Source organism: Buttiauxella sp. A111 (assembly GCF_014189855.1).
Taxonomy (GTDB): domain Bacteria; phylum Pseudomonadota; class Gammaproteobacteria; order Enterobacterales; family Enterobacteriaceae; genus Buttiauxella; species Buttiauxella selenatireducens.
Window position 1 is genome coordinate 1 of record NZ_BJFN01000013.1, and the last position, 25420, is coordinate 25420.

Consider the following 25420-nt stretch of genomic DNA (forward strand, 5'->3'; position numbering starts at 1 on the left):
CTGGTGAGAACGTTGGTGTTCTGCTGCGTGGTATCAAACGTGAAGAAATCGAACGTGGTCAGGTTCTGGCTAAGCCAGGCTCTATCAAGCCGCACACTCAGTTCGAGTCTGAAGTTTATATCCTGTCCAAAGACGAAGGCGGCCGTCATACTCCGTTCTTCAAAGGCTACCGTCCACAGTTCTACTTCCGTACAACTGACGTGACTGGCACCATCGAACTGCCAGAAGGCGTTGAGATGGTAATGCCGGGCGACAACATCAAAATGGTTGTTACCCTGATCCACCCAATCGCGATGGACGACGGTCTGCGTTTCGCAATCCGTGAAGGCGGCCGTACTGTAGGCGCGGGTGTTGTTGCTAAAGTTATCGCTTAATCGCTGATAACATTTGACGCAACGCGCAAGAAAAGGGCATCATTTGATGCCCTTTTTGTACGCTCTCTGCCCAGAACCTGGCTCATCAGTGATTTTTTACTCATAATCATTGCTGAGACAGGCTCTGAAGATGGCGTTATACCGAATAGTACCTGAGAAAGAGCCATTCGGTTTGGTTTTGCCTCGCACATGCGGGGCAAAAATGTTTGTCTGAATTACTGTGACGGGTTGGTTTATGAGTGCGAATACCGAAGCTCAAGGAAGCGGGCGCGGCCTGGAAGCGATGAAATGGCTGGCAGTTGCTGCTCTGCTTATTGTGGCGATCGTGGGCAACTACATTTATCGAGATGTGAGTTTACCTCTGCGTGCCCTGGCCGTGGTTGTGCTGATTGCTGCAGCGGGTGGTGTCGCGCTGTTAACGACGAAAGGCAAAGCTACAGTTGCTTTCGCCCGCGAAGCGAGAACCGAAGTTCGTAAAGTGATTTGGCCAACTCGCCAGGAGACTTTACACACCACCTTAATCGTGGCAGCAGTTACAGCTGTAATGTCACTGATTTTGTGGGGGCTGGATGGTATTCTTGTCCGCCTGGTTTCTTTTATTACTGGCCTGAGGTTCTGAGATGTCTGAAGCCCCTAAAATGCGCTGGTACGTCGTTCAGGCGTTTTCCGGTTTTGAAGGCCGCGTAGCAACATCGCTGCGTGAGCATATCAAATTGCACAACATGGAAGAGTTGTTTGGTGAAGTCATGGTTCCGACTGAAGAAGTGGTCGAAATCCGTGGTGGCCAACGTCGCAAAAGCGAACGTAAATTCTTCCCGGGCTATGTTCTGGTCCAGATGGTAATGAACGACGCGAGCTGGCACTTGGTGCGCAGCGTACCGCGAGTGATGGGTTTCATCGGCGGTACTTCTGACCGTCCTGCACCAATCAGCGATAAAGAAGTTGATGCGATTATGAACCGCCTGCAGCAGGTTGGTGATAAGCCGCGTCCTAAAACGCTGTTTGAGCCAGGCGAGATGGTACGCGTCAGTGATGGTCCGTTTGCCGACTTTAACGGTGTGGTTGAAGAAGTAGATTACGAAAAGAGCCGCTTGAAGGTTTCTGTATCTATCTTTGGTCGTGCTACGCCGGTTGAGCTGGATTTTGCTCAGGTAGAGAAAGCTTAAAAGTTAGCTTGTAAAAGCAGCGATTATTCGTTGCACAAGGCGCGAGATTGAACTACAATTTCGCGCCTTTTGTTTTTATACGTCCTGTGCGTATAAAACGATTTATTCACGGGGAGCCTTCATTGCGTAAGGCGTTATAACCCACTAGAGGAAATTAAGATGGCTAAGAAAGTACAAGCCTACGTCAAGTTGCAAGTTGCAGCTGGTATGGCGAACCCAAGTCCACCAGTTGGTCCAGCTCTGGGTCAGCAAGGTGTTAACATCATGGAATTCTGTAAAGCGTTCAACGCCAAAACTGATTCCATGGAGAAAGGTCTGCCAATTCCGGTTGTTATTACCGTTTATGCTGACCGTTCTTTCACTTTCGTTACTAAAACTCCACCGGCTGCTGTTCTGTTGAAGAAAGCTGCAGGTATCAAGTCTGGTTCCGGTAAGCCGAACAAAGACAAAGTGGGTAAAGTGACCCGTGCTCAGGTGCGTGAAATCGCAGAAACCAAAGCTGCGGACATGACTGGTTCTGACGTTGAAGCGATGACTCGCTCCATCGAAGGTACTGCTCGTTCCATGGGCCTGGTAGTGGAGGATTAAGAAATGGCTAAACTGACCAAGCGCATGCGCGTGATCCGTGACAAAGTTGATGCAACTAAACAGTACGACATCAACGAAGCCGTTGCTCTGCTGAAAGAGCTGGCCACTGCTAAATTCGTAGAAAGCGTTGACGTTGCTGTAAACCTCGGCATTGACGCTCGTAAATCTGACCAGAACGTACGTGGTGCAACTGTATTGCCGCACGGTACTGGCCGTTCAGTTCGCGTAGCCGTATTTGCCCAAGGCCCTAACGCAGAAGCAGCTAAAGCTGCTGGCGCTGAGCTGGTAGGTATGGAAGATCTGGCTGACCAGATCAAAAAAGGCGAAATGAACTTTGACGTTGTTATCGCATCTCCAGATGCAATGCGCGTTGTTGGCCAGCTGGGCCAGGTTCTGGGTCCACGTGGCCTGATGCCTAACCCGAAAGTTGGTACTGTAACACCTAACGTTGCTGAAGCGGTTAAGAACGCTAAAGCTGGTCAGGTTCGTTACCGTAACGACAAAAACGGCATCATTCACACCACCATCGGTAAAGTGGATTTTGACACTGACAAACTGAAAGAAAACCTGGAAGCTCTGCTGGTTGCGCTGAAAAAAGCTAAACCATCTCAAGCTAAAGGCGTTTTCATTAAGAAAGTTAGCCTGTCTACCACTATGGGTGCAGGTGTTGCGATCGACCAGTCTGGTCTGAGCGCAGTAGTGAACTAAGATTCACTGCTTTACGCGGGCGTTCGATTAGTCTAAAATCTTACGCCCGTTGCCTTACTATGTAAGGCACACAGAATTTTCGGTTGGAGCCTGGCCTTATCCAGGCCTCCGTCCAAGACCGCAGGAGTTTCGCAAGAAACTTAATTCCCTGCGTAGACGGTGACAGAACCTGAAGAATATTTTTGATAGTCTTTGGCTTGTTTCTGCTCACCGTATGTCGACGTTCATTATCGTTTTGGTAATGAATGAAGTGAGTTCCGGGGGAAACCTCGGCTAATATCCAGGAGCAAAGCTAATGGCTTTAAATCTTCAAGACAAACAAGCGATTGTTGCTGAAGTCAGCGAAGTAGCCAAAGGTGCGCTGTCTGCGGTTGTTGCGGATTCCCGTGGCGTTACCGTAGGTAAAATGACTGAACTGCGTAAAGCAGGTCGTGAAGCTGGCGTTTACATGCGTGTTGTTCGTAACACCTTGCTGCGCCGCGTTGTTGAAGGTACTCAGTTCGAGTGCCTGAAAGACACGTTTGTTGGTCCAACCTTGATTGCATATTCTATGGAACACCCGGGCGCTGCTGCTCGTCTGTTCAAAGATTTCGCTAAAGCGAATGCAAAATTTGAGGTTAAAGCTGCAGCCTTTGAAGGTGAATTGATCCCTGCATCGCAAATCGATCGCCTGGCAACTCTGCCAACCTACGAAGAAGCAATCGCACGCCTGATGGCAACCATGAAAGAAGCCTCTGCAGGCAAATTGGTTCGCACTCTGGCTGCTGTACGCGATCAGAAAGAAGCTGCTTAATAGCACTTTTCTCTCTAACGCATTTGCTTACGTATAAACTTATTCTGATTTTCAGGAACAATTGTTATGTCTATCACTAAAGATCAAATCATTGAAGCAGTTGCAGCTATGTCTGTAATGGATGTTGTTGAACTGATTTCTGCAATGGAAGAAAAATTCGGCGTTTCTGCTGCTGCCGCTGTAGCTGTTGCTGCAGGCCCAGCTGAAGCTGTTGAAGAAAAAACTGAGTTCGACGTTATTCTGAAAGCTGCTGGCGCTAACAAAGTTGCCGTCATCAAAGCAGTACGTAGCGCAACTGGTCTGGGCTTGAAAGAAGCTAAAGACCTGGTTGAATCCGCTCCAGCTGCGCTGAAAGAAGGCGTGAGCAAAGATGACGCAGAAGCTCTGAAAAAATCTCTGGAAGAAGCTGGCGCTGAAGTTGAAGTTAAATAAGCCAACCTTTCCGGTTGCAGCCTGAGAAATTAGGCTGATGGCTGGTGACTTTTTAGTCACCAGCCTTTTTGCGCTGTAGGGTACCAGTAGCATTTCACACTGTTTGACTGCTGGTTACCTTTCAATGCTTGTCTCTATCTACGACTTAATATACTACGACTTTCTATGCCGGGAGTTCCGGGATAAAGCGTAGCGAAATGGTTTAAGAGTGATAGAAACAGGTATTGCGGAAAGTGTTCCACTTTCCGGTCCACAAAATAGTGTTGCACAAACTGTCCCCTTGTCGGGCAGATGGGTCGACTTGTCAGCGAGCTGAGGAACCCTATGGTTTACTCCTATACCGAGAAAAAACGTATTCGTAAGGATTTTGGAAAACGTCCACAAGTTTTGGACATTCCTTATCTCCTTTCTATCCAGCTTGACTCGTTCCAGAAGTTCATCGAGCAAGATCCTGAAGGCCAGTATGGTCTGGAAGCGGCTTTCCGTTCCGTGTTCCCTATTGCAAGCTACAGCGGTAACTCTGAGCTGCAATATGTGAGCTATCGTCTGGGCGAGCCGGTATTTGACGTGAAAGAATGTCAAATCCGCGGCGTGACGTATTCCGCTCCCCTGCGCGTAAAACTGCGTCTGGTGATCTACGAGCGTGAAGCGCCGGAAGGCACCGTTAAAGATATTAAAGAACAAGAAGTCTACATGGGTGAAATTCCACTCATGACTGATAACGGCACCTTCGTTATCAACGGTACTGAGCGTGTTATCGTTTCTCAGTTACACCGTAGCCCAGGCGTGTTCTTCGATAGTGACAAAGGTAAAACCCACTCTTCTGGGAAGGTGCTGTATAACGCACGTATCATCCCTTACCGTGGTTCCTGGCTGGATTTCGAATTCGACCCGAAAGACAACCTGTTCGTGCGTATCGACCGTCGCCGTAAACTCCCTGCGACTATCATCCTGCGCGCATTGCAGTACACCACTGAGCAGATTCTTGATCTGTTCTTTGAGAAAGTTAATTTCGAAATCCGTGACAACAAGCTGCAGATGGAATTGGTGCCAGAACGCCTTCGTGGTGAGACTGCATCCTTTGACATCGAAGCTGACGGCAAAATCTATGTCGAAAAAGGCCGCCGTATTACTGCGCGCCATATTCGTCAGCTGGAAAAAGACGATATTAAGCTTATCGAAGTTCCGGTTGAATATATTGCTGGTAAAGTCGCGGCTAAAGACTACGTTGATGCATCGACTGGCGAACTGATTTGCCCGGCGAACATGGAACTGTCTTTGGATCTGTTGGCTAAGCTGAGCCAGTGTGGTCATAAGCGTATCGAAACGCTGTTTACCAACGACCTGGATCACGGTGCATACATTTCTGAAACCATCCGTGTCGACCCAACCAACGATCGCCTGAGCGCGCTGGTTGAAATCTATCGCATGATGCGTCCTGGCGAGCCACCAACTCGCGAAGCGGCTGAAAATCTGTTCGAGAACCTGTTCTTCTCCGAAGACCGTTATGACTTGTCAGCGGTTGGTCGTATGAAGTTCAACCGTTCCCTGCTGCGTGATGAGATCGAAGGTTCAGGTATCCTGAGCAAAGACGACATCATCCAGGTAATGCGTAAGCTGATCGGTATTCGTAACGGCCAGGGCGAAGTGGATGATATCGACCACCTCGGCAACCGTCGTATCCGTTCCGTAGGCGAAATGGCGGAAAACCAATTCCGCGTTGGCCTGGTACGTGTAGAGCGTGCGGTTAAAGAGCGTCTGTCTCTGGGCGATCTCGATACCCTGATGCCTCAGGATATGATCAACGCTAAGCCTATCTCTGCTGCGGTTAAAGAGTTCTTCGGTTCCAGCCAGCTGTCTCAGTTCATGGACCAGAACAACCCGTTGTCTGAGATTACGCACAAACGTCGTATCTCCGCACTCGGCCCGGGTGGTTTGACCCGTGAGCGTGCAGGCTTCGAAGTACGTGACGTACACCCAACCCACTACGGTCGTGTATGTCCAATCGAAACCCCTGAAGGTCCGAACATCGGTCTGATCAACTCCCTGTCTGTATATGCACAGACTAACGAATACGGTTTCTTAGAAACTCCGTATCGTCGCGTTGTTGAAGGTGTTGTGACTGACGAGATTCATTACCTTTCTGCTATTGAAGAAGGTAACTACGTTATCGCTCAGGCGAACACCAACCTGGACGAAGAAGGCCGTTTCGTAGACGACCTCGTAACTTGCCGTAGCAAAGGCGAATCAAGCTTGTTCAGCAACGACCAGGTTGACTACATGGACGTTTCCACCCAACAGGTGGTTTCCGTCGGTGCATCCCTGATCCCGTTCCTGGAACACGATGACGCCAACCGTGCATTGATGGGTGCGAACATGCAACGTCAGGCCGTTCCAACTCTGCGCGCTGATAAGCCGCTGGTTGGTACTGGTATGGAACGTGCTGTTGCCGTTGACTCCGGTGTTACTGCGGTTGCTAAACGTGGCGGTACTGTTCAGTACGTTGATGCGTCTCGTATCGTTATCAAAGTTAACGAAGACGAAATGCTGGCTGGTGAAGCTGGTATCGACATCTACAACCTGACCAAATACACCCGTTCTAACCAGAACACCTGTATCAACCAGATGCCTTGTGTGTCTCTGGGTGAGCCAGTTGAACGTGGCGACGTGTTGGCAGACGGTCCGTCTACTGACCTCGGTGAACTGGCTCTTGGCCAGAACATGCGCGTAGCGTTCATGCCGTGGAACGGTTACAACTTCGAAGACTCCATCCTCGTATCCGAGCGTGTTGTTCAGGAAGATCGTTTCACAACTATTCACATCCAGGAACTGGCATGTGTGTCTCGTGACACCAAGCTGGGGCCTGAAGAGATAACCGCTGATATCCCTAACGTGGGTGAAGCAGCTCTCTCCAAACTGGATGAATCCGGTATCGTTTATATCGGTGCTGAAGTGACCGGTGGTGACATTCTGGTTGGTAAGGTAACGCCTAAAGGCGAAACCCAGCTGACTCCAGAAGAGAAACTGCTGCGTGCAATCTTCGGTGAGAAAGCGTCTGACGTTAAAGACTCTTCTCTGCGCGTACCAAACGGCGTTTCCGGTACCGTTATCGATGTGCAAGTCTTTACCCGTGATGGCGTGGAAAAAGACAAGCGCGCGCTGGAAATCGAAGAGATGCAACTGAAGCAGGCTAAGAAAGACCTGACTGAAGAACTGCAAATCTTTGAAGCTGGTCTGTTTGCTCGTATCCATGCTGTGTTGGTTGCTGGCGGTGTTGAAGCTGAGAAGCTCGACAAATTGCCACGCGATCGCTGGTTGGAACTGGGTCTGACTGACGAAGAGAAGCAAAACCAGCTGGAACAGCTGGCAGAGCAGTACGACGAGCTGAAGCACGAGTTTGAGAAGAAACTTGAAGCTAAGCGCCGCAAAATCACTCAGGGCGATGACCTGGCACCTGGCGTGCTGAAAATCGTTAAAGTGTATCTGGCCGTTAAACGTCAGATCCAACCTGGTGACAAGATGGCAGGTCGTCACGGGAACAAAGGTGTTATCTCCAAGATCAACCCGATCGAAGATATGCCTTACGATGAAAACGGCACGCCGGTTGACATCGTACTGAACCCGCTGGGCGTACCATCTCGTATGAACATCGGTCAGATTCTGGAAACCCACTTGGGTATGGCTGCTAAAGGCATCGGCGAGAAAATCAACGCTATGCTGAAGAAGCAGGAAGAAGTTTCCAAGCTGCGTGAATTTATCCAGAAAGCATACGATTTGGGTTCAGATGTTCGTCAGAAAGTTGACCTGAACACCTTCACCGACGATGAAGTTCTGCGTCTGGCTGAGAACCTGAAAAAAGGTATGCCGATTGCTACTCCTGTCTTCGACGGTGCAAAAGAGTCGGAAATCAAAGAGCTGTTGAAACTGGGTGACCTGCCGACTTCCGGTCAGATCACACTGTTTGACGGCCGTAGCGGTGAGCAGTTTGAGCGTCCAGTAACCGTAGGTTACATGTACATGCTGAAACTGAACCACTTGGTTGATGACAAAATGCACGCGCGTTCTACCGGTTCTTACAGCCTGGTTACTCAGCAACCGCTGGGTGGTAAGGCTCAGTTCGGTGGTCAGCGCTTCGGTGAGATGGAAGTGTGGGCGCTGGAAGCTTACGGTGCTGCTTATACCCTGCAGGAAATGCTGACTGTTAAGTCTGATGACGTTAATGGCCGTACCAAGATGTATAAAAACATCGTGGACGGTAACCATCAGATGGAACCAGGCATGCCGGAATCCTTCAACGTATTGTTGAAAGAAATCCGTTCGCTGGGTATCAACATCGAGCTGGAAGACGAGTAATCACTCGTATCTGCTGTACTGGTTACAGGATGTCCGGGTCACACCGGACGTCTCTGAGAAGTCTCACTCCGACGGGAGCTAATCCGTGAAAGACTTACTTAAGTTTCTGAAAGCGCAAACTAAGACCGAAGAGTTTGATGCGATCAAAATTGCTCTGGCATCGCCAGACATGATTCGTTCATGGTCGTTCGGCGAAGTTAAAAAGCCGGAAACCATTAACTACCGTACGTTCAAACCAGAACGTGACGGTCTGTTCTGTGCTCGTATTTTCGGGCCAGTAAAAGACTATGAGTGCCTGTGCGGTAAGTACAAGCGCCTGAAACACCGTGGTGTAATTTGTGAGAAGTGCGGCGTTGAAGTCACCCAAACTAAAGTGCGCCGTGAGCGCATGGGTCACATCGAACTGGCTTCCCCAACTGCACACATTTGGTTCCTGAAGTCTCTGCCGTCTCGTATCGGCTTGCTGCTGGATATGCCACTGCGTGATATCGAACGTGTTCTTTACTTCGAATCTTATGTGGTAATCGAAGGCGGTATGACCAACCTCGAGCGTCGTCAGATCCTGACTGAAGAGCAGTATCTGGATGCGCTGGAAGAGTTCGGTGACGAATTCGACGCGAAGATGGGTGCGGAAGCTATTCAGGCCTTGTTGAAAAACATGGATCTGGAGCAAGAGTGTGAAACTCTGCGTGAAGAGCTGAACGAAACCAACTCCGAAACCAAACGTAAAAAGCTGACCAAGCGTATCAAACTGCTGGAAGCGTTCGTTCAATCTGGTAACAAACCAGAGTGGATGATCCTGACAGTTCTGCCGGTTCTGCCGCCAGATCTGCGTCCATTGGTACCGCTGGATGGTGGTCGTTTCGCAACCTCAGATCTGAACGATCTGTATCGTCGCGTTATCAACCGTAACAACCGTCTGAAACGTCTGCTGGATCTTGCTGCGCCTGACATCATCGTACGTAACGAAAAACGTATGCTGCAGGAAGCGGTAGATGCCCTGCTGGATAACGGCCGTCGCGGTCGTGCGATCACGGGTTCTAACAAGCGTCCTCTGAAATCTTTGGCCGATATGATCAAAGGTAAGCAGGGTCGTTTCCGTCAGAACTTGTTGGGTAAACGTGTTGACTACTCCGGTCGTTCTGTAATCACCGTAGGTCCATACCTGCGTCTGCATCAGTGCGGTCTGCCTAAGAAAATGGCACTGGAGCTGTTCAAGCCGTTCATCTACGGCAAGCTGGAATTGCGTGGTCTTGCTACCACCATTAAAGCTGCGAAGAAAATGGTTGAGCGCGAAGAAGCTGTCGTTTGGGATATCCTGGACGAAGTTATCCGCGAACACCCGGTACTGCTGAACCGTGCACCAACTCTGCACCGTTTGGGTATCCAGGCATTTGAACCTGTACTGATCGAAGGTAAAGCTATCCAGCTGCACCCGCTGGTTTGTGCGGCATATAACGCCGACTTCGATGGTGACCAGATGGCAGTACACGTTCCACTGACGCTTGAAGCTCAGTTGGAAGCGCGTGCGCTGATGATGTCTACCAACAACATCCTGTCACCTGCGAACGGCGAGCCAATCATCGTTCCTTCTCAGGACGTTGTATTGGGTCTGTACTACATGACCCGTGACTGTGTTAACGCCAAAGGCGAAGGCATGGTGCTGACTGGCCCTAAAGAAGCTGAGCGTATCTATCGCGCAGGTCTGGCCTCTCTGCATGCGCGCGTAAAAGTGCGTATCACTGAGTACGAAAAAGACGAAAACGAAGAGTTCGTTGCGAAAACCAGCTTAATCGACACCACCGTTGGTCGTGCGATTCTGTGGATGATCGTACCGAAAGGTCTGCCTTACTCCATCATCAACCAGGCGTTGGGTAAGAAAGCCATCTCCAAAATGCTGAACACTTGTTACCGCATTCTGGGTCTGAAACCGACAGTAATCTTTGCTGACCAAACAATGTACACCGGCTTTGCATATGCAGCGCGTTCAGGTGTTTCTGTTGGTATTGATGACATGGTCATCCCAGCGAAGAAAACTGAAATCATCTCTGAAGCGGAAGCTGAAGTTGCTGAGATTCAGGAACAGTTTCAGTCCGGTCTGGTTACAGCGGGCGAACGCTATAACAAAGTTATCGATATCTGGGCTGCGGCGAACGATCGTGTATCCAAAGCGATGATGGACAACCTGCAAACTGAATCCGTTATTAACCGTGACGGCGTCGAAGAGCAGCAAGTTTCCTTCAACAGCATTTACATGATGGCCGACTCCGGTGCTCGTGGTTCTGCGGCACAGATTCGTCAGTTGGCAGGTATGCGTGGTCTGATGGCTAAGCCAGATGGCTCCATCATCGAAACGCCAATCACCGCGAACTTCCGTGAAGGTCTGAACGTACTCCAGTACTTCATCTCCACGCACGGTGCTCGTAAAGGTCTGGCGGATACCGCACTGAAAACTGCGAACTCCGGTTATCTGACGCGTCGTCTGGTTGACGTTGCGCAGGATCTGGTTGTTACCGAAGACGATTGTGGCACCCTCGAAGGTATCACGATGACTCCGGTTATCGAAGGCGGCGACGTTAAAGAACCACTGCGCGATCGCGTATTGGGTCGTGTAACGGCTGAAGACGTACTGAAACCTGGCACTGCTGATATTCTGGTAACACGTAACACCCTGCTGAACGAGCAATGGTGTGACCTGTTAGAAGCAAACTCTGTTGATAGCGTGAAAGTACGTTCCGTTGTGGGTTGCGAAACTGACTTCGGCGTATGTGCTCACTGCTATGGTCGTGACCTGGCTCGTGGCCACATCATCAACAAAGGTGAAGCTATCGGGGTTATCGCGGCACAGTCCATCGGTGAACCCGGTACTCAGCTGACGATGCGTACGTTCCACATCGGTGGTGCTGCATCTCGTTCTGCTGCTGAATCCAGCATTCAGGTTAAGAACAAAGGTAGCATCAAGCTCAGCAACGCGAAGTCTGTTGTGAACTCTGCCGGTAAACTGGTAGTGACTTCTCGTAACACTGAACTGAAACTGATTGACGAATTCGGTCGTACTAAAGAGAGCTATAAAGTTCCTTACGGTGCGGTAATGGGCAAAGGTGATGGCGAGCAGGTTGCAGCGGGCGAAACCGTAGCAAACTGGGATCCGCACACCATGCCAGTCATCTCTGAAGTAAGTGGTTTCATCCGCTTTACTGACATGATCGACGGCCAGTCCATTACTCGTCAGACCGACGAACTGACAGGTCTGTCATCTCTGGTTGTTCTGGATTCTGCAGAACGTACCGCGGGTGGTAAAGACTTGCGTCCTGCTCTGAAAATTGTTGATGCTCAAGGCAATGACGTACTGATCCCTGGTACCGATATGCCAGCGCAGTACTTCCTGCCGGGTAAAGCAATTGTTCAGTTGGAAGACGGCATTCAGATCAGTGCGGGTGATGCCCTGGCGCGTATTCCTCAGGAATCCAGCGGTACCAAGGATATTACCGGTGGTCTGCCACGCGTTGCGGACTTGTTCGAAGCACGTCGTCCGAAAGAGCCAGCTATCCTTGCTGAAATCAGCGGGATCATCTCCTTCGGTAAAGAAACCAAAGGCAAGCGCCGTCTGGTAATTTCTCCACTCGATGGCAGCGATGCTTACGAAGAGATGATTCCTAAGTGGCGTCAGCTGAACGTGTTCGAAGGCGAAGTGGTAGAACGCGGTGACGTTGTTTCCGATGGTCCAGAATCTCCGCATGACATTCTGCGTCTGCGTGGCGTGTATGCTGTGACTCGTTACATCACCAACGAAGTGCAGGACGTTTACCGTCTGCAAGGCGTTAAGATTAACGATAAACACATCGAAGTCATCGTGCGTCAGATGTTGCGTAAAGCAACTATCGTTAGCGCTGGTGGTTCTGACTTCCTGGAAGGTGAGCAGGCTGAATACTCTCGCGTCAAGATCGCTAACCGCGAACTGGAAGCGAACGGCAAGATTAACGTGTCCTTCACACGTGATCTGCTGGGTATCACCAAAGCCTCTCTGGCAACCGAGTCCTTCATCTCCGCGGCATCGTTCCAGGAGACAACTCGTGTGCTTACCGAAGCAGCTGTTGCGGGTAAACGTGACGAACTGCGCGGCCTGAAAGAGAACGTAATCGTGGGTCGCTTGATCCCAGCTGGTACCGGTTATGCGTATCACCAGGATCGTATGCGCCGTCGTGCAGCGGGCGAAGCGCCTGTTGTACCTCAGGTTACTGCTGAAGATGCAACTGCCAGCCTGGCAGAGCTTCTGAATGCCGGTGGTCTGGGCGGCAACAACAACGATTAATCGTTAGAGTCGCTAAAAACAAAAACCGCTCGAAAGAGCGGTTTTTTTTCGCCTGAAAAAATTGAAATATAACCAACATAATTCAATTTAAAGAATGACGATTAATCAGTTAGCTAATGGCAGGCGGCGATACAATTCAATCATATCTTCGGCTAAATCCTGAATCACCATCGCATTCATCAGGTGATCCTGCGAATGTACGGTAATCAAGTTAACTGGAAGTTTACCGGTGCCTTCATCTAACCCGATAAGCTGGGTCTGAATTTTGTGCGCATGTTTCACAAACTCACGAGATTCTTCCATCGCTTGTTGAGCCGCTGCGAAATCACCTTTACGCGCCATTTGCAGTGCTGTCAGTGCCTGGCTGCGTGCGCTACCCGCATTGACCAACAATTCCATGATAATCGTTTCTAAATCTTCCACGTTTTACGACTCCATCATTTTCAAAGCTTTATCCAGAACGACATCACCTTTCATCATTCCGTAATCCATCATATCGATAACTGCCACGGTTTTACCCATCGGCTCTGCGATAGCCTGAAGCTTGGCGTGCTCATATTTAACTTGTGGGCCTAACAGCACAATATCGGCGGTGTCGATATTGTCTTTGAATTCGGCAACCGGCACTGCCTTGATAGAGACTTCAATACCCTTCTTCTGAGCGGCGTCCTTCATGCGTTGGACCAAAATGCTAGTCGACATACCCGCTGCACAACACAAAACGATATTCTTCATAGATCTGCTCTCAGTGTCCGTTCGATACACTGATAATTATCCGTGACGCCTCGCTACAACAACCGCTTTACGATGATTGTGTGTGAGGTATCACAAAAGAAACTTATCAGGGCTGAAACCGGTTACATTTTTTAGTTTCCTTGACCACTTTGAGTGTGTCGCTGCTCACAAAATCCGCATATTCCAGACAAACACGTTTGCACTCCATTGACACAAAACGGTGAACTACATAGTCTTCATTCCAGTGGTATATACCACTAACACAAAAACCAGCACAGTGAGTGACAACATGAATAATTTCACTGCATTTATGGAAAGGAAAATATTGCCTCTGGCAATGAAGATTGAAGGGAATGATTATCTCTCGGCCATTAAAGATGGCTTTATTCGGATCATGCCATTTCTGATTATTGGTTCTTTCTTTTTGCTGATAGCTAATTTGCCTATTCCGGGATATAGCGAATTTATTATTCGAATTTTCGGTGAGCATTTTATTGGGCAATTAAACTATATTCTTGATGCCACTTACTCTGTGATGGCATTGCTGGTGGTGGTCAGTACCAGTATAAGCCTTGCAAAGCGCTGGCAGTTAAATGAAATATCCTGTGTATTAATTTCACTGGTGGCTTTTTTAATTGTCACGCCGTTCAGAATACCGCAAGAAAATGGCGGTGCAATTACGGATGTTATTCCGACCTTTTCTCTTGGTGCGCAGGGGCTATTCCTGTCTTTAATTGTCACACTAGTGGCGGTTCGGCTCTACAGATTGTTCAACCATCCACGGCTGATGATTTCAATGCCGGATAGCGTCCCGCCAGCGGTAGCCAATAGCTTCAGCTCGCTCATTCCGTCATTTTTGATTGTTGTTATCTTCTGGCTGCTTCGCCTGGTTTTTGAAATCACGCCGTTTGGTACGGCCCAGGAGATGATTTTCAAAGTGCTACAAGCTCCGATGATGCACCTTGGCAACACACTACCGTCGCAGATGGTGGCGGAGTTTTTTGTCAGCTTCTTCTGGTTTTTCGGCCTGCATGGCGACTCTATCGTGACTGCCATCATGGGGCCAATCTGGCGTTCATTAACACTTGAAAACATGCAGGCAATGAAACAAGGTCTGCCGCCAGTAAACATCATTACCCAGCAGTTCCGCGATGTATTCTTAATCTGCGGCGGGACTGGTTTTACTCTAGCTATGCTCCTGGTGATGTTGTTCCGCGCGAAGAGCAAACGCATGCGTGAAATCGCCAAACTTGCCTCTCCAGCCGCTATTTTTAATATTAATGAGCCAATTATATTTGGCGTTCCCATTGCACTAAACCCACTGTTGTTTATCCCATTCATCATCGTTCCGGTTGTACTTTGCGTAATAACCTATAGCGCTATGGCATTTGGCTGGCTGCCATTGACATCGGGTCTGGAAATTCCCTGGACTACACCTATTTTTATCAGTGGTTTTTTAATCTGCGGTTGGAAAGGCATGTTGTTCCAGGCCATTAACCTCGCGGTCGCGATGACAATTTATTATCCGTTCGTTATGACGCTGGATAAACAGTATCTGCGAGAAGAAAACGAGCTGGAAGAAAGTATCGTTAATCAGGATGAAATAATCCTGGGATATAAAGAAGGATTACGTAATGAATAATAAATTAAAGATAGTGACTATCGGTGGAGGCAGTTCATATACGCCAGAGATCATCGAAGGCTTTATCCAGCGCTATGCAGAAATGCCAATTAAAGAAATCTGGCTCGTGGACGTAGAGGCGGGGCGTGAAAAACTTGAGATCGTTGGCAATCTGGCCAAACGCATGGTTGAAGCAGCGGGCATTGATTGCCAGGTTCATCTAACGCTCGACAGGCGCGAAGCGCTCAAAGATGCCGACTTTGTCACTACCCAGTTGCGTGTTGGGCAACTCGATGCACGCATTAAAGACGAACGTATCCCTTTGTCGCACGGGCTAATCGGTCAGGAAACAAATGGAGCGGGTGGCCTGGCAAAAGCCCTGCGCACCATTCCAGTTATTCTGGATATCTGTCGTGATATGGAGGAGTTATGCCCTGATGCCTGGCTGATTAACTTCACCAATCCAAGCGGCATCGTGACCGAAGCTGTTATCAAGCACAGCAAAATCAAATGCGTTGGCTTATGTAATCTTTCACAATCAATGCAGCGCATGGTGGCAGAAATTCTCGGCGTGGATAAATCTCGCTTCCTCCTTCAACTCGTAGGATTAAACCATTTTCTTTACGGTACCCATGTCTACATGGATGGTAAGGATGTCATGCCTGAGGTGCTGAAAAACCTCAAGTACGACAGCGAACATAAGCCAAAAAACATTCCCGATATTCCCTGGCTCCAGGAACAAATCCAGCATCTTGGCGTAATCCCTTGTCCGTACCATCAGTATTACTACGCCACCAGTGATGTGTTGGAAAAGCAGCTTCAGGAATTCGAAGAGCATGGAACGCGCGGGGAAGTGGTGCAGGCGGTAGAGCATGAATTATTCGAACTCTATCGAAACCCACATTTGCATGAAAAACCAAAACAGCTAGAGCAGCGCGGTGGGGCCTATTACTCAGAAGCAGCCTGCGAGCTAATCAGCGCAATCTATAACGACAAAAATCTCCTGATGACGGTCAACGTACGCAACAACGGGGCGATTCGTTCACTCCCGGATAACGTCGCCATTGAAACGACCTGTGTTATTGGGCGCTATGGTGCCATTCCTCTTAATAACGATCCGTTGCCAGCCACCGTTTCTGGGTTGGTGTCATTAATGAAGTCGTGGGAAGAAATGGCAGTAGAGGCCGCGGTTACAGGTGATTACGGTGCAGCTTTGCAGGCATTGACGCTGAACCCACTTGTGCCGTCAGGCAAGGTAGCAAAAGTCGTGCTTGATGAATTGCTCGAAGCGCACCGTGAATATCTACCGCAATTCTTTAAGGAATAAGGATTTTTCGGCTGCGCATTCTGAAGAGGTCGCCACGGTTGTAGCTCCAGGAGTAGTTAAAAACCGTGCCGTCCTCAAGCCAGGTGCTTTCTTTAATGTGCAGCATTGGTGAGTTTACGGGAATTTCGAGCAGTGCCGCCATTACGTCATCAAACAGGCTGGCCCCGACAACGGAGTCCGTGCCGCCGATTTTTTGCTGGCACTTATCTTCGATAAACGCATACAGAGAGTGGTTTTGCAGTACGTCGTCGTCAATGACATCGACAATCGCCCGCGGAATGTAGCTGTCTTCGACTAACACCGGCACGCCATCAAACAGGCGAACACGGCGGATGGCGTGAACGGGTTCGGTAGCCGAAACACTAAATTGGTTTGCGAGGTAGTCCCCCGCAGGTTGCTGGACATGGTAAATCAGGCGGCTGGTGATGGTGACTTTACCACTCAATTCTTTTGTGACGCCCAGCGCGCTGCTTTCCCCGTCAGGGTTGAGTAGATAAACCGGCGGGGCAAAGGCTCGGTTTACATAAGTGCCTTTGCCAACCACTTTTTTGACCAGGCCTTCCTGCTCCATTTGAGCAATGGCTTTTTGCACCGTAGCACGCGTGACCTGGTAGGTTTCCGCCAGTTCGCGCTCAGAAGGGATCAGGGAGCCAACCGGGTACTTTTGGTTCTGAATATCGCTTTTCAGCGTATCGCGAATAAGGATGTACACCGGTTTCATGGTTCCCCCGATAGGGTTGTTAACGAATAAAAGTGCGAGTGTCGGCATGCTAAAGCAATTTTCCGGCGCGGCGCAAGTTCCATAAGAGGTGGAAAATAAACATGTTAAATCATAATGAAGCGTACTGGCAGCAAAAGGGAGCCAGTTTAACCGTTGAAGCCATCGTGGCTCAGCCGCGTTTATGGCAAGAAGGGCTGGAGCAGATAAAAGCTCAGCAGCCCATTATTGAAGCGTTCTGGAGCAAAAGCGATTCCCACACACGCATTCTCATCACCGGAGCGGGTTCCTCGTTGTTGGCCGCACAAGCGAGCGTGAATTGGTTACGTAGTGTCGTACCCAATCACATCGATGTGGTGCCGGCAACGGATCTGGTACTCATGCCTGAAAGCTTGCAAGAAAATACCGTATTGGTTTCCGTGAGTAGCTCGGGTAACACACCAGAGACAGTTAAGGTTGTGGAGCATGCACTCGCCGCCAACCCGAAATTGCGCCATCTGGCGGTGACTAACAACGCCAGTAGCCGCCTTGCACAGCTCGCACAGCAGCATACCGAAGGGCTGTTTATCCCGGTACCAGAAGGCACTTCTAACGGTAGTTTTGCCGCCACTTCTGAATTCACCGTTCCACTTTGGTACCTGATGCTGCTGGTGGCTCCGGCGGGTTGGGCGGAAGCCGAAAAAGTGCTTCCCGTTTTGCAGCGTGGCATGAACCACTTTTTGACTCACTATGCCGCTGATATCGAACAATGGGCGACGCAGTCACGTAATAATGTTGTTGCTGTCGGCTCGTTATCTTTAAAAGCCATTGCCTGTGAAACCAGCCTCAAACTGCTGGAAATGGGCAACGGCAATGTGATGACGGCCTGGCATTCGATGCTGGAATTCCGCCATGGCCCGAAACTGATTATTAACCGTGATGCTACGATTATTGGTTATCTTGCCGCGCGTCCGGAAATCCACCGTTATGACATCGACATGATGACTGAGTTGACACGTGAGCGTAGCGCAGGGGCGCAGGTTATCGCAATCGGCCATGATGCTCTCCCTACGGACGTTAAAGCGGGGGATCGTTATTTTCATTTTGCCGCTCCGGAACTGGTGGATTACCACGAATCCTTCACGGCATTAATTTATGTGGTGTTCGCGCAACTCGCCGGGCTTTATAGCGCGATTGAATTAGGCGTGACGCCAGATACCCCTTCCAGCGACGGTAAAGTGGCTAAGGTAGCCAAAGTGACTGTCTATTAATTCAAAGGTGGGGCGGCGTTACCGCCCCAGAAAACTATCCCAATCCTTCCAGACAGGTTGCAAGCCCGAACGTGTTAGGGCAGCTGCGACCTCATTTGGTGTACGCCCGTCGTGCGGTGCAAACTGTTCAAGCTCTGGATGATTATCGGCATAGCCTCCCGGCTGAGTTTTGGAAAAGGCGCTGACGTTATTAATCGCGAGCGGAATCATATGATCCCGGAACCAGGGGGATTCGCGCGTAGAAAGCGAAAGTTCTACGTCTGGTGACAGTAGACGAAAGGCACATATCACCTGCACCAGTTGGCTTTCCGTCATGATTGATGCGGGCTCAACACCGCCTGTACAGGGACGTAAACGCGGAAACGAAATCGAATAACGGCTTTGCCAGTAGTTTTGTTGCAGCCACAGCAAATGCTCCGCCACCATAAAACAGTCAGTACGCCAGCTATCCGATAAACCAATTAACGCGCCGAGCCCGATTTTATCGATCCCCGCGCGGCCTAGTCTGTCTGGTGTTTCCAGACGCCAGAAGAAATCCCGCTTGTTGCCGCGCAAATGATGCTGCGCGTAAACCGCCTGATGATAGGTTTCCTGATAAACCATCACGCCATCCAGCCCCAGCGTTTTGAGTTCGGCATATTCCTGTTCATCCAGCGGCTGCACTTCCATTTGCAGAGAGCTGAACTGGCGGCGAATGGCGGGGAGGTGCTGACAGAAATAATCCATGCCCACTTTGGTCTGGTGTTCGCCGGTCACCAACAGCAAATGCTCAAAACCCAGTTTGCGAATTGCCTCGCACTCTCGTTCAATTTCTTGTTCATCCAGTGTTTTACGTTTGAGCTTGTTACTCATCGAAAAACCACAGTATGTACAATCATTAGCGCAGAGGTTGGAGAGATACAACGGTACGTAAAAACTCACCGTGTTGCCAAAACGCTGGCGAGTTAATTGCTGTGCCTGCTGTGCGAGAGGTTCAAGATACTGGCTGGCAGCCGGAGAAAGCAGCGCCATAAGATGGTCGCGGGTGATTTTGTGGGCGCTCAATGCATGCTCCACATCAAGGGCTGTTTTGCTGTTGATGCGTAAAGTGATGTCATCCCAGTCGAGTTCACGCCAGCGATCTGTGAAGGTTCCGGCCATTACGCCCCCTCCTGGCTGGATTGCAGGAACTGTGTCAAAGGGCTGGACGCCTGAGCCCGCTGGTGGCGAGCTCCCAAACCAGACTGTGCGGCTATCGAACCGGCTTCAACGGCTAGGCGGAAAGCGTGCGCCATCTGCACGGGATCTCGTGCTACGGCAATGGCGGTATTCACCAGTACAGCGGAAGCGCCCATTTCCAGTGCTCGTGCTGCATGGCTCGGTGCACCGATTCCCGCATCAACCACTACCGGCACCTGAGCCTGCTCAATAATAATTTCCAAAAATGCGCGGGTTTGTAAGCCCTGATTGGACCCAATCGGTGCGCCAAGTGGCATGACCGCGGCGCATCCTGCTTCCTCAAGCCGTTTGCACAAAACGGGATCGGCGCCGCAATAAGGCAAAACAACAAAGCCTAATTTGACGAGTTTCTCGGCCGCTTTCAGTGTTTCAATCGGATCAGGTAAGAGATAGCGAGCATCCGGGTGAATTTCCAGTTTTACCCAGTGCGTGCCTAGCGCTTCACGTGCGAGTTGTGCAGCAAAAATCGCCTCCTCAGCATTTTTCGCTCCAGAAGTGTTTGGTAGCAGTTGCACACCGGCTTCGAGCAGAGGAGTGAGAATCGCATCGTTATGATTACGCAAATCGACGCGCTTCATCGCCATGGTCACTAATTGCGAACCCGAGGCGCGAATCGCTTCGATCATAACTTGTGGTGAGGCGAATTTTCCCGTGCCAGTGAACAGGCGCGAAGAGAAAGTTTTATCCGCAATCTTGAGCATGTTAACCCCCAGCAATGGCCTGAAAAAGTAAGATCTGGTCACCATCATTCAGTAAATGAGTCTCCCATTGCTCGCGTGGAACGATGGTGTGGTTAATGGCTAGCGCAATTCCGGGCTTCATCAGGTGCTGTTGCTTGAGCAGTGTTGCCAGCGTCAGGCTGTCCGGGCACTCCATCGGTTCATCATTAAAATGAATGCGCATTGTGCCCTCCGCATACCAGGCACTCTTTGGCCTTTTGCATGGTGAGGGAGCGCCAGCTATGTTGGCGGGCGTCAAACAGGCGTAAAGAACCCGCCGCCGGAGCCATACCGCTGAGTAGTTTTATCGCTTCAAGCGCCTGCAATGTGCCCATCACACCGACCACGGGGCCGATAATCCCTGCGGTGCGGCAGTTGCGTTCCGGTTCGTGTTCATCCGGCCAGACACAGCGATAACACCCATTTTCCCATGGGGGAGTGAGAACCATGAGTTGCCCGCCAAATCCTACCGCGCTGGCGGAAATCAGCGGTTTGCTGTGTGCGACGCAGGCGGCGTTTACTGCGTGGCGCGTCGCCATATTGTCGCTACAATCGAGAACCAAATCGACGCCGCGTACTGCCTGAATCAGCAAATTTCCTTCAAGGCGTTCACTGATAATGTGCAGATCGATATCAGGATTGAGTTGCTGAAGATGGCGCTGGGCGATCCGAGATTTAGGCTGATCGAGATCCTTTGAAGTAAACAAAATCTGGCGTTGTAAGTTACTGATATGCACGCAGTCATCGTCTGCAAGAATCAGTGTGCCAACACCTGCCGCAGCAAGATACAGCGCCGCTGGTGAACCTAACCCTCCGAGCCCGACAATTAACACTTTGCTGGCGAGTAGCTTTTGCTGTCCTTCAAGTGCGATGTCTTCGAGCAGTAACTGGCGGCTGTAACGCATGAAATCGCTATCATTCATCGCCAGCCCCCACCAGTGACAGTAATTGCGCGGTGGCGGCTTGCCAGTCTGGAGCCTGAGTAATCGCGCTAACCACGGCAACACTTCCTACGCCTGTTGCGAGCACTGAAGGAACGCGTTCAATGCTAATCCCGCCAATGGCTACGGTAGGGTAATCACCCAGCGTTTTGATGTGTTTCGCAAGTTGCGTAATCCCTTGCGGAGATGAAGGCATTTGCTTGGTATTGGTGGGGAAAACATGGCCCAGCGCGATGTAAGAAGGGCGCGCCTCGAGGGCGCGGTCCATTTCCATGTTGTCATGCGTGGAGAGTCCGAGGCGCAAACCCGCATCACGAATAGCATCAAGATTTGCGACATCCATATCTTCCTGGCCCAAATGCACGCCGTAAGCATGGTGCTTTACTGCCAGTTTCCAGTAATCATTGATAAACAGACGTGCTTCGTATTGCTGACCAAGTTTAATGGCCGCCACAATGTCAGCCTCAACGTCTTCGTCTTGCTTATCTTTGATGCGCAGTTGAATAGTACGTACGCCAGCGTCCAGTAAACGGGCAATCCATTCCACGCTATCCACCACCGGATACAAGCCCAAGCGCCGCGGAACAGGGGGAAATGCAGAGTGTTTCATCACACTTCCTCCTGGCGCAGATAAATTTCGCCACCTTTTGCCCGGAAGGTTTGCGACATATCCTCCAGTCCGACTTCAATGGCTTGTTTGGCTGCGAAATCGCGGACTTCCTGGGAGATTTTCATTGAGCAGAATTTGGGGCCACACATTGAACAGAAATGCGCGACTTTTCCGGATTCCTGCGGCAGCGTTTCATCGTGATAGGCACGCGCGGTAAACGGGTCGAGCGCCAGATTAAACTGGTCTTCCCAACGGAATTCGAAGCGCGCTTTTGACATGGCGTTATCGCGGATTTGCGCGCCTGGGTGACCTTTTGCCAGATCTGCGGCGTGCGCTGCAATTTTGTAAGTAATCAGCCCTTGTTTAACATCTTCTTTGTTTGGCAGACCGAGATGCTCTTTGGGTGTGACATAACACAGCATCGCACAGCCAAACCAACCAATCATTGCCGCGCCAATACCTGATGTGAAGTGGTCGTAACCCGGTGCGATATCGGTCGTCAGCGGGCCGAGTGTATAGAACGGCGCTTCGTGGCAATGTTCCAGTTCTTCGGTCATGTTGCGGCGAATCATCTGCATCGGCACATGCCCGGGACCTTCAATCATCACCTGTACGTCATATTCCCAGGCAATTTTGGTCAGCTCGCCGAGAGTGTGTAGCTCCGAGAATTGGGCTTCATCATTGGCATCCTGGATGGAACCCGGGCGCAGGCCATCGCCTAAAGAGAGCGAAACGTCATATGCGGCGCAGATTTCGCAGATCTCACGGAAGTGTTCGTACAGGAAGTTTTCCTGGTGATGGGACAGGCACCATTTCGCCATAATCGAACCGCCGCGCGAGACAATCCCGGTGAGGCGTTTGGCGGTCATCGGCACATAGCGCAGCAGCACGCCAGCGTGAATAGTGAAGTAATCGACACCTTGCTCGGCTTGTTCCAGCAAGGTGTCGCGGAACATTTCCCAGGTCAGGTTTTCGGCGATACCGCTGACTTTTTCCAGCGCCTGGTAAATAGGTACTGTGCCAATCGGTACCGGGCTGTTACGCAGAATCCATTCGCGGGTTTCGTGGATATAGCGTCCGGTGGACAAGTCCATAACGGTATCTGCACCCCAGCGTGTGGACCACACCAGTTTTTCTACTTCTTCTTCGATAGAAGAGGTGACCGCCGAGTTGCCGATATTAGCGTTTACTTTGACCAGGAAATTACGCCCGATAATCATCGGTTCGGATTCCGGGTGATTAATGTTGGCGGGGATAATTGCGCGTCCCGCCGCAACTTCGTCGCGCACAAATTCTGGTGTGATGTTTTCAGGAAGACGAGCGCCAAACCCCTGGCCCGGATGCTGGTGGCGTAAAACCTGGTCGCGGATTCGCTCACGGCCCATATTTTCGCGAATCGCGATGAACTCCATTTCAGGCGTCACCATCCCCTTGCGTGCATAGTGCAGTTGCGTGACGGTTTTCCCGGTTTTTGCGCGCTTAGGCGTGAGTTGCGTTTCAAAGCGCAATTCGTCCAGACCGTCATCGGCCAGACGCTCTTTGGTATAGGCAGAACTACGGTCAGTCAGGATTTCGCAATCATCACGCTCAGCAATCCAGTTGGCTCGAAGAGGATCAAGCCCGCGCAGTACGTCAATGATGATAGCCGGATCGCCATATGCGCCAGATGTGTCATAAACGGGGATGGCGTCGTTAGGCGTAAATTGTGGGTTTTCTTTGCTGCCGCCGGTTGCGGTTGGGCTTAATTGAATCTCGCGCATTGGCACGCGGATATCATCGCGGGAGCCAGTGAGATAAATACGCTGAGAGTTGGGGAAAGCCGTGCCTTCCAGGGTATTGATAAAATGTTGGGCTGCGGCGCGCTGCTCGCGGCGGTTTAGTTTTTTTTCAGTGGTAGACATAGCTCATTCCAGTAATTATCAGGAAGTGGCTTGTCAGAACAACGGAGGAGTAATGAATGTGGACCGCCCGCGCACGGGTGAGCCCAAAAGCAGAATTACTCTTGTTCCCTTCGCAGGTATTAGCCTGATCAGGTTCCGCGGATCCCGAATTAACGGTCTCAGCCGGTGCTTGCGCACTCGGCACTCCGACAAGAAGAAACCCGTATTGCTACGGGTCGGGTTGTAAACTACTCGTTAACAGGGCAGAACTCAAGCCGGGCGTGCAAGACCGCGGGTATCGTTAGCACTGTCATCTAAATCGTGGTCGTACGCCAACTGAATGAGTTTATCTTCCAGCGAAAAACGTGATTCCAGTGCTTCGCCGATGCCGGACAAGGCTTTCTGGAATTCAATGTAGTTATCGTCATCGATAGCGCTTTCAAGATGCGTATCGTAGAAATCCATGATTTGCTGGGTATTGGCTTCAAGCTGTGGGTAAAGATGGGTGGCAGCAAAAAGTGGGCTGTTGCCTTCCATTTCGCTGATAATACGTTCATAAATATTAAAATGGCCGGCAGACAGATAATCCACCAAATTGTGGCAAAAATTATCCAGAGCCTTTTCATTGAGCGCGGTATGGGAATCCTTGTTAGGCTTGATCCCAACCATATTGTAATAAGCCACCAATAAATGTTTGCGGGCATGAAGCCATTGGTCGATTAACTCATTACTACCACCAACGCGCTCAGTCAGATTCTCTAACTGGTTAAGCATGATTGACTCCGTGAGTTATTTACTCGAACTGTTTAGAGTAAAAAGATGTAACGCAAACGTACCCAAAATTGTTACGACCATTTGTTTATACCAGCGAACTCGGGGATGTGCACCAGGTTATGGAACGTGTAATTCAAAAGTTAGATCAGGGCTGGTTTATCGTCAGTCATGAACAAAAACTGTGGTTGCCAAAAGGTGAGCTGCCTCACGGAGTGGCACAAGATTTTCAGCTCGATGGTGCCGTTGGGATGCCCATCGGTGAGTGGGAAAATGAACCGGTATGGCTTGTGCGACAAAATCGCCGGGTGGATATGGGTTCTGTGCGTCAGGTGATCGACCAGGATGTGGGATTGTTCCAGCTTGCCGGTCGCGGTGTGCAATTAGCGGAGTTCTACCGCTCGCATAAATTCTGCGGCTACTGTGGGCATGAAATGCACGTCAGCAAAACTGAATGGGCCATGTTATGTAGCCACTGCCGTGAACGTTACTATCCGCAAATCTCACCGTGCATCATTGTGGCTATTCGGCGTGACGACCATATTCTGCTTGCCCAACATACGCGTCATCGCAACGGGATTTACACCGTACTGGCGGGGTTTGTCGAAGTCGGGGAAACCCTCGAACAAGCCGTGGCTAGGGAAGTCATGGAAGAAAGCAGCATTCGCGTGAAGAACTTACGCTACGTCACTTCCCAGCCCTGGCCGTTCCCGCAGTCTTTGATGACCGCATTTATGGCGGAATATCATAGCGGTGAGATTGAAATCGACCCGAAAGAGTTACTGGATGCAGGCTGGTATCGCTACGATCAATTGCCGTTATTGCCACCACCGGGTACGGTTGCACGCCGCCTGATTGAAGACACCGTCGCCCTGTGTCGGGCAGAGTACGAATGACGTGGTAA

At 50.4% G+C, this 25420-nt stretch carries 22 protein-coding genes, 1 pseudogene and 1 riboswitch; of the genes and pseudogenes, 13 read left to right on the forward strand and 10 right to left on the reverse strand.

Features of this window, described 5'->3' with window-relative positions; all coding sequences use genetic code 11:
• The 9 genes and pseudogenes from tuf to rpoC all read left to right on the forward strand — a co-directional run.
• A pseudogene (gene tuf, locus BSPA111_RS21825) lies at positions 1-374 on the forward strand (elongation factor Tu); the annotation flags it as partial.
• A gap of 235 nt (positions 375-609) precedes the next feature.
• A complete protein-coding gene (secE, locus tag BSPA111_RS21830; protein ID WP_034461807.1) occupies positions 610-993 on the forward strand; it encodes a preprotein translocase subunit SecE in 384 nt (127 codons plus the stop codon).
• 1 nt (position 994) lies between these two features.
• Positions 995-1540, forward strand: coding sequence for a transcription termination/antitermination protein NusG (gene nusG / locus BSPA111_RS21835; protein ID WP_034461806.1), 546 nt, complete (start codon positions 995-997; stop codon positions 1538-1540).
• A 159-nt stretch (positions 1541-1699) separates the two neighbouring features.
• Entirely contained in the window at positions 1700-2128 is a 429-nt protein-coding gene (gene rplK / locus BSPA111_RS21840) for a 50S ribosomal protein L11 (protein ID WP_064541401.1), read from the forward strand.
• A 3-nt stretch (positions 2129-2131) separates the two neighbouring features.
• Complete coding sequence (gene rplA / locus BSPA111_RS21845) at positions 2132-2836, forward strand: 50S ribosomal protein L1 (protein WP_064541398.1); 705 nt, start codon at positions 2132-2134, stop codon at positions 2834-2836.
• 295 nt (positions 2837-3131) lie between these two features.
• A complete protein-coding gene (rplJ, locus tag BSPA111_RS21850; protein WP_183273242.1) occupies positions 3132-3629 on the forward strand; it encodes a 50S ribosomal protein L10 in 498 nt (165 codons plus the stop codon).
• A gap of 66 nt (positions 3630-3695) precedes the next feature.
• Positions 3696-4061, forward strand: a complete 366-nt coding sequence (rplL, locus tag BSPA111_RS21855) for a 50S ribosomal protein L7/L12 (RefSeq protein WP_183273243.1) — start codon at positions 3696-3698, stop codon at positions 4059-4061.
• A gap of 324 nt (positions 4062-4385) precedes the next feature.
• Positions 4386-8414 carry a DNA-directed RNA polymerase subunit beta gene (gene rpoB / locus BSPA111_RS21860; protein ID WP_183273244.1) on the forward strand — a complete coding sequence of 1343 codons (4029 nt, stop codon included), beginning with the start codon at positions 4386-4388 and terminating at the stop codon, positions 8412-8414.
• Between the two features lie 85 nt (positions 8415-8499).
• Positions 8500-12726, forward strand: a complete 4227-nt coding sequence (gene rpoC, locus BSPA111_RS21865; RefSeq protein WP_183273245.1) for a DNA-directed RNA polymerase subunit beta' — start codon at positions 8500-8502, stop codon at positions 12724-12726.
• A 105-nt stretch (positions 12727-12831) separates the two neighbouring features.
• Here rpoC and BSPA111_RS21870 read toward each other — a convergent pair whose 3' ends face one another.
• Positions 12832-13149: a PTS lactose/cellobiose transporter subunit IIA gene (locus BSPA111_RS21870; RefSeq protein WP_064541387.1), complete on the reverse strand. Its 318-nt coding sequence runs from the start codon at positions 13147-13149 to the stop codon at positions 12832-12834.
• A 3-nt stretch (positions 13150-13152) separates the two neighbouring features.
• Positions 13153-13461 carry a PTS sugar transporter subunit IIB gene (locus tag BSPA111_RS21875; RefSeq protein WP_034492306.1) on the reverse strand — a complete coding sequence of 103 codons (309 nt, stop codon included), beginning with the start codon at positions 13459-13461 and terminating at the stop codon, positions 13153-13155.
• Positions 13462-13750: 289 nt separating this feature from the next.
• On the opposite strand from BSPA111_RS21875, the gene BSPA111_RS21880 reads away from it, so the two are divergent.
• Positions 13751-15103, forward strand: a complete 1353-nt coding sequence (locus tag BSPA111_RS21880) for a PTS sugar transporter subunit IIC (RefSeq protein WP_183273246.1) — start codon at positions 13751-13753, stop codon at positions 15101-15103.
• The gene (locus BSPA111_RS21885) at positions 15096-16409 is read left to right on the forward strand and encodes a 6-phospho-beta-glucosidase (RefSeq protein WP_183273247.1); all 1314 of its coding nucleotides are present in this window, start codon (positions 15096-15098) and stop codon (positions 16407-16409) included. The genes BSPA111_RS21880 and BSPA111_RS21885 overlap by 8 nt, the downstream gene beginning before the upstream one ends.
• On the opposite strand, the gene BSPA111_RS21890 is transcribed toward BSPA111_RS21885, so the two are convergent.
• Entirely contained in the window at positions 16399-17178 is a 780-nt protein-coding gene (locus BSPA111_RS21890) for a GntR family transcriptional regulator (protein WP_183273248.1), read from the reverse strand. The genes BSPA111_RS21885 and BSPA111_RS21890 overlap by 11 nt on opposite strands.
• Before the next feature lie 53 nt (positions 17179-17231).
• On the opposite strand from BSPA111_RS21890, the gene BSPA111_RS21895 reads away from it, so the two are divergent.
• On the forward strand, positions 17232-18377 hold the full coding sequence (locus BSPA111_RS21895) for an SIS domain-containing protein (RefSeq protein ID WP_183273249.1): 1146 nt from the start codon (positions 17232-17234) through the stop codon (positions 18375-18377).
• 18 nt (positions 18378-18395) lie between these two features.
• Here the strand turns inward: BSPA111_RS21895 and thiH are convergent, their stop codons facing one another.
• The 7 genes from thiH to rsd form a co-directional block, all read right to left on the reverse strand.
• Positions 18396-19517: a 2-iminoacetate synthase ThiH gene (gene thiH, locus BSPA111_RS21900; RefSeq protein WP_183273250.1), complete on the reverse strand. Its 1122-nt coding sequence runs from the start codon at positions 19515-19517 to the stop codon at positions 18396-18398.
• On the reverse strand, positions 19517-20296 hold the full coding sequence (gene thiG, locus BSPA111_RS21905; protein ID WP_183273251.1) for a thiazole synthase: 780 nt from the start codon (positions 20294-20296) through the stop codon (positions 19517-19519). Before thiG ends, thiH begins: the two co-directional genes overlap by 1 nt.
• A 1-nt stretch (position 20297) precedes the next feature.
• On the reverse strand, positions 20298-20498 hold the full coding sequence (thiS, locus tag BSPA111_RS21910; RefSeq protein WP_183273252.1) for a sulfur carrier protein ThiS: 201 nt from the start codon (positions 20496-20498) through the stop codon (positions 20298-20300).
• Positions 20482-21237, reverse strand: coding sequence for a HesA/MoeB/ThiF family protein (locus BSPA111_RS21915; protein ID WP_183273253.1), 756 nt, complete (start codon positions 21235-21237; stop codon positions 20482-20484). Before BSPA111_RS21915 ends, thiS begins: the two co-directional genes overlap by 17 nt.
• Complete coding sequence (thiE, locus tag BSPA111_RS21920; RefSeq protein ID WP_183273263.1) at positions 21230-21865, reverse strand: thiamine phosphate synthase; 636 nt, start codon at positions 21863-21865, stop codon at positions 21230-21232. The genes BSPA111_RS21915 and thiE overlap by 8 nt, the downstream gene beginning before the upstream one ends.
• Entirely contained in the window at positions 21865-23766 is a 1902-nt protein-coding gene (thiC, locus tag BSPA111_RS21925; RefSeq protein WP_183273254.1) for a phosphomethylpyrimidine synthase ThiC, read from the reverse strand. Before thiC ends, thiE begins: the two co-directional genes overlap by 1 nt.
• An 88-nt stretch (positions 23767-23854) precedes the next feature.
• A riboswitch (TPP riboswitch) is annotated at positions 23855-23964 on the reverse strand.
• 51 nt (positions 23965-24015) lie between these two features.
• Positions 24016-24519 carry a sigma D regulator gene (gene rsd / locus BSPA111_RS21930; protein ID WP_183273255.1) on the reverse strand — a complete coding sequence of 168 codons (504 nt, stop codon included), beginning with the start codon at positions 24517-24519 and terminating at the stop codon, positions 24016-24018.
• A 119-nt stretch (positions 24520-24638) separates the two neighbouring features.
• Here rsd and nudC point away from each other — a divergent pair, with 119 nt between their 5' ends.
• Complete coding sequence (nudC, locus tag BSPA111_RS21935) at positions 24639-25412, forward strand: NAD(+) diphosphatase (protein ID WP_183273256.1); 774 nt, start codon at positions 24639-24641, stop codon at positions 25410-25412.
• The last annotated feature ends 8 nt before the right edge of the window (positions 25413-25420 follow it).